The 6576-nt window shown below is 37.8% G+C and carries 2 protein-coding genes and 1 rRNA gene; all 3 read left to right on the plus strand.

The window, feature by feature from the left end; all coding sequences use genetic code 11:
* Window positions 1-106, plus strand: a 5S ribosomal RNA gene (gene rrf / locus ACEW8U_RS22210); the annotation flags it as partial.
* A 459-nt stretch (window positions 107-565) separates the two neighbouring features.
* Complete coding sequence (locus tag ACEW8U_RS22215) at window positions 566-2701, plus strand: adenylate/guanylate cyclase domain-containing protein (RefSeq protein ID WP_373524251.1); 2136 nt, start codon at window positions 566-568, stop codon at window positions 2699-2701.
* 5 nt (window positions 2702-2706) lie between these two features.
* Window positions 2707-6576: hypothetical protein (locus tag ACEW8U_RS22220; RefSeq protein WP_373524252.1), on the plus strand; the 3870-nt coding region annotated here is incomplete at its 3' end.

Here is a 6576-nt window from a genome sequence, read left to right on the forward strand (position 1 = left end):
GGCCCAGCGCAGGGGTCCCACCTCTTCCCATCCCGAACAGAGAAGTTAAGCCCTGCAGCGCCGATGGTACTGGGGTTACACCCGGGAGAGTAGGCCGCCGCCACATTATCAAAAAGCCAGCACACAATGCTGGCTTTTGGCATTTTTAGCCTAGCAAGGAAAGGAAATATTTTGGCATCAGGGCTACCGAATAGGTAATGATCCCTAGTAAAACTGATTTTGAGGATTGTACCTGAGTTATATTTTTTACAAGTAATTAGAAAATAAAAAAAAGGAATTCATTGAGATAAAATAGGTGTCAATAAGTTAATGAAAACTTGATTAACTAAAATATCTTTTTAATATTTTTATTTTTTGTAGAAAACCAATTCTTTATAACATCAAAATGGAATTTGAAAAGTAATATTGAATTATTTTTAAATTCTATGTTGATAAGGATATACATTATATTCTTCGGTGATATTTAAATTTTTTTAAGAAATATCTTAAAGTGGCCAAAATTTACCATATTACTATTGTAATGTTTTTAAATGAAATTTTTGCCCTATTTTATTAGAATTATAGAATGTCACAAATACGCCAACTAGCAGCAATCATGTTCACTGATATTGTCGGATATACGGCACTGATGGGAAATGATGAACAAAAAGCTTTTGAATTATTGAAAAAGAACAGGGAAATCCATAAACCTGTGATAGAGGAATTTGGAGGTAAATGGATTAAGGAACTCGGAGATGGAGTGATGGCCAGTTTCCCTTCGGTCAGCAGCGCGGTATATGCAGCCATTAAAATCCAGGAATTGTGCAACCAAGCCAATGTCTATAAACTTAGAATAGGAATTCACCAAGGTGAGATTATCTTAGAAAATGAAGATATTTTTGGAGATGCCGTGAATATAGCTGCAAGAATACAGGCATTGGCAGCCCCTTCAACTATCTTTGTATCAGAGTCAGTTCAAAGAGATCTTTCAAATAAAAATGATATCAGATCAGAATTTTTTAAAATAGAGAATCTAAAAAATGTAAAAGAACCGGTCAAGGTCTATAGGATACTTTCAGCATCTTCGATATCAAGGAGTAACCAAACATCCGCCATAGAAAAATCTTCAATTATTCCTGATTATGATTTTGATATCCATATCAGTTTCAGATTTAATGACAATAAGTATGATGGCTGGGTAAGCGAACTTGTCACAAAGCTCAAACAGGAACTAAGTGCTACCTGTAAGGATAAGCTTTCAATTTATTTCGATATAAATCCGGAAAATGAGAAAAAGAAATTTTTGCAAGAGGACGGTTCAGTGTCCACAAAAATTAAATCATTGATTTTTATTCCTATAATTTCCCAAACCTATTGTGATGTCAATTCACAGGTTTGGAAAAATGAGTTTAAAGGATTTCAAGAAGGAGTACTTACCGAGAAAATGGGCAAAACCATAAAGCTATTGAATGACAATATTGCTTCAAGAGTGATTCCCGTAAAAATTCATGATATAGATATGGAGGATATCAAACTACTAGAATCAGAACTTTCAGGTGGTTTACGTTCCATAGATTTTATTTTTAGAGAAGATGGGGTAAATCGTCCCTTAATGCCTATAGACGATGAAAAGCTGGGAAATCCAAATAGACCTATGTACCGAAATCAGATCAATAAACTGGCAAATGCGGTTAAGGATATTATTTCAGGGGTAAAGCTTTTTCAAAAAGAAAACTCTTTTGGATACACTGCCTTTTCCCCCACATCTACAAAAATAGTACCTAATGTAGTCTCTACTTCTTTGTCATCTTCCTTGAAAGTCCAGATGATAGACCGTTCCAGACCGAATATTTTTCTGGCTTGGACATCCAATGACCTTAAGGAAAAAAGAGAGGAAATGGCGATTATTCTCCAAAAAGCAGGTTTCAATGTGCTACCTGCTATAGATTGTCCGGCAGATGATGGGATGTTTAAGGAAAAGACCATTGAAGCTATAAAACAATGTGTTTGCTCCCTCCATATCCTAAGTGGGGAGTTTGGCAGACGGTTCGAATTGGAAGATGATGTTTCATTTCCGCAATTCCAGTTTCTGGAAGCAAAAAAAATGATCGACTCCTCAAATTCAGAATTCAATTCATTTATCTGGGTTCATCCTGAGGTCACGGTAACCATGAAATCTGCCCAACAGGAATTCATCAAATATATCAGAAACAACATTACCAAAAACATGATGTTCTCCAACAGTGCAGGTCCCATGCAATTGGTGGATGATATCAGGGTAGTTATGATGAAGGAGGAAGTTGAAATCTTTGATTCCAAGGATACCGATATCTTTTTTATTTTCAACCAGCAGGATGAACTCGAGGCAAAAGAAATTACGGACAGATTGAGTTTGGAATACCCGATTGAAATCATGAATATCATGCCTGATGGTGAAGATCAGTACAGGGAAGTATCTTCCCAGCAGATACCCAAAAGTAAACTTGCAGTAGTATATTTTAAATATGCTGCAGATTGGGCTTTGCCTTTTATTAAACAAATTTGGAAGGAAGTAGGTGGGGCTTCTTCTCCCACCCCCTTATTTTTTGTTGGGGAAGATGACCCAAGAAGTAATTTTGCACGGATTTTCAAAGCTCCCAAAGTGGTTTCCACCATTGTTCCAAAAGAGGAGGTACCGGCAGAAGTCAAAAAAGTTTATACCACCGTTGTCAAACTCAAATAGCAGGTATGTTTGAAGACTACCAAATATGCCCTTATACCGGACTACGCTCTTTTACGGAGGAGGAATCTTTATACTTTAAAGGCAGGGAAGAAGATATTGATGCTGCAACAGCCCAATTGCAGCGGAATAAGTTTTTGATGCTGACAGGAGCCTCCGGTGACGGAAAATCATCACTTGTCTATGCGGGTATCATTCCCAATGCCAGGGCAGGTTTTCTTAAATCGAAATATAGCCAATGGTGTGTTGCCGATTTTAGACCGGAAAGATCCCCGTTCAAAAACCTTAGCAAAGCCATAGCAAATCAACTTGAAATTCCAAATGAGGAAACTGTTGAATCTGAACTAAAGCATGGTTTTTCTGCAATTATCGATTTATATAGAAATTCTGATCGGTTTCTTGATGAAGATTCATTGGAATGGCAAGAATCAGATGAGCGAATAAGGGCAAGTATCAAAAGGAAAGCTGCCAATCTGATCATTCTGGTAGATCAGTTTGAGGAATTTTTTACCAATCCCGAAAACTATGACAAGGGAGTACCTTCCAAAGAAGCCAACCTTGTTTTAAACTTATTGCTGGAGACCTCTAAGATAGCATTGGAGGAGGGACTTCCCATTTACATCATTTTTACCATGAGGTCAGACTTCATTGGGCAATGTGCTGCTTTTCGGGGGTTGCCAGAGTATATTGGGTTTTCCCAGTTTTTTGTTCCCCGCCTCAACAGAGCACAACTGCAATTGGTTATCGAAGAACCGGCTGTTTTAAGTGGGAATCAAATTACAAGAAGACTGACAGAAAGATTGATCCATGATTTGACAGAGGGTGTTGATCAGCTTCCGATCCTTCAACATGCGCTCAATCAGATTTGGCATGCGGCCAATAATGGGGCAGAAGAAATGGACCTTATCCATTATGCCATGGTCGGCGGGATGCCGGAATCCGAACTCCCGGAAGATCAGGTCTTGAGATTTAAACAATGGTTTGATGAGTTGCCTGAAAATATCAAAGCCTGTTATCACGCTCCAAGTCTGCAGAATGTTCTCGACACCCATACAAACAAGCTTTTTGAGCAAGCGAAAGCCTATTATATCGAGAACACTGGTAGGGAAATTACCAATGATGATGCAAAAGCTATTATCAAAAATACCTTTACCTGCCTGACCAAAATTGACCAAAGCAGGGCAGTAAGAAACCGGATGACCCTACAGGAAATTACCGATATTTTAGGAAGGAAGGAATTTGGAACCAAAGAAGTTGGGGCAGTTTTAAATATTTTTCGTGAACCCGGGAATACTTTCATCAGACCCTTTATTTCGGATGATCCTGAAAGCCATGCTTTAGGTGAGGATGATGTGCTGGATATTACCCATGAAAGCCTTATCCGAAACTGGGAATACCTCAAAACCTGGGCTGAGGAGGAATATGATAACTATACTGTTTTCCTGGATTACGAACAGCAGCTCAACCGATGGGTGGATAGTGGCAAATCGAACGCTTTTTTGATGTCAATTGGTCCCCTGACCTATTTTGAAAACTGGATCAATAATCTAAACCCAAATGTACATTGGGTTGCCAGATACCTGCCGGAGGAATTGGATCAGGATAAAAAGTTATCCAAAGCAAAAAATATCCTTAAAAATTCCGATGAATTTCTGTCCAAAAGTGCAAGTAAACATGTGGTGACCAGAACAGTCATGCGGTATGGAGCAAAAAGAATAGGGATTGCTATTGCCTTGATTGCCTTTATAGTCTTCAGTTCTTTTGCTATCAGGCAATACCTGAGACAACAGAATTCATATATTCTAAATTCTATTCAAGCTGAGTCCATACAATTGGTCAACAGTCCCAAAGTGGCATTTGAGAATAAAATTTCCCTCATTATAGAACAGTTGAAACTTGAGCATACAAGTATTGATGAGGTGATCAATACCATTTCTGATCCGATTGAAAAAATCAACATTGCCAATGGAATTGCCACAATGCTGGTTTTTCAAGGATGGGTAGAACCCAAAGAAGAAATTTTCAGAAGTTTGGCCATTGCAGATAGTCTATCAGCGGAGTATGCGGTACCAAGCAATGTCAACTCCTCATTTTCAGCGATTTTAAAAGAATTGAATGATTTACGGGTTACCCTGGAATTGGCATATTATTATAATCCTGATACTCAAATAAATACTTGGAGAGAAACGAATGCCAAAAGGTCAGGAAATATGGTATTACATGTCCTTGAAACCCAACCGGCTGATTTCTCCGATATCATTAATCTGACCCTGGCACTTGAACATGCAGTCAACTATAGGGTATTTACCCCAGATGAAACCCAAAGACTCATACAGATCCTTTCGCCCTTTGAAAAGGAAATTCAATCGGATTGGGTAAGTGTGAATTTTAATTCGGATAATCTGCTTCTGAGAGGTGCTACAAATTATGGCTTTAGATCCAATGGACTTTATCAGCAATTGGCCTATTTATATGCCTCACAAGGCAACAGTAAAATGGTATTGGAATGTATGGACATTTTAATGGCCAATTCCCAAAACTATTACCAAGGGGATTATGCGGCAGGCGGAGATAATGCAGCTAATATTGCAACAGTATTTTACAAATTTGGACAATTTGGAGCTTTGGAAGATTTTGTGAAGGGATATATCATGAGAAAAAATATTTCTTCGGAGGAATTTTATGGACGGCTTTTGGGAAGAATGCTTAAATCCGCAAACACATCATTTAATTTGCATTTGTATGGGTTTATGGATGATAGGCAAAACCTAAACCTTCAATTCAGTGATCGGGCACAGATCGGATATTTCTTTTCAAAATACAGGGAAACCGTCCTTACTGATATCAAAGATCCCAATGAGAGAAATTTTTTGATGGCCCTTTCCTTTAAAAATGAAGGTATTTTAAAGGGGATCAACTATGAGGATCCAAAAAAAGATGAACTGTCAGTTAACCAATTTTTTGTCAGGGCCATTGAATATTATAGACTTGTAGCCACATCCTACTTGGAGCAGACTACAACTGTAATTGGAGTTGCCGGCTCAGATGTTATGATCGTTCCCCAAAAATTCTTATTTATTTATCCTGACCTAAGAATAGGTTTTCATCCATTGGAGCCAAGGTCTTTCTTTTTCTTTTACTTTTCTGATATCTTTTTGGAATATATACTGGATAATCAGTTAATGGATTTCTTGTATCCAAATAAGACTGAGTTAGATTATTTTACAACCTGGCTGTTAGGATATAATTCCAAAATATGGACAAACGGTTTCATAATCAGACCGGCCCGATTTGAGGTTTTTAAAAGGCTGGAAGCTGAACTTTCAGAAAGAGAAAATATAGATCAGGTAGACTTGAATTGGTTGTATTTGTATTTGGGGGAGATGGCTAATCAAAAAAATGAAATTGAATCCATGATTTCATATTATCAAAAAATCAATCCGGATAATCTTTTAAATATTCTCGGATCCAAGGAGTTCGGAAATCAGATCAACAATCATTCACTAAGATTGATAGCGACGGCTATAGAGGGATTGGCAAATTCCGGGAATTTTGAAGAAATCAAGAGGTTGTTGAAGCCATTCAATAAAGCCATCAACAGGTCTTCCCTGTACGCCTATGCTGCAAAAGAACTCCTTAACAAAGAATCAAATCGGGAAGTGGCGATGAGATTATTGGACTCTGCAAGGGTAGAGTTTGGGAGAACTGGGATAGTTACTACATTTCAGCCTCATATAATACAACTTGCCTATGCCAATACCCTATTTGACCCTAAAGAAAATTTGGAAGGGTCTTTTAGAATTATAAAAAACCTTCCACAGAAAATTCTTGCTAATCAATTTATTGTCCGCTCTTTGGGTTTTCATGCTTACTTATAC

Origin of the sequence: Aquiflexum sp., from assembly GCF_041751335.1 — a bacterium.
Taxonomy (GTDB): Bacteria; Bacteroidota; Bacteroidia; order Cytophagales; family Cyclobacteriaceae; genus Aquiflexum.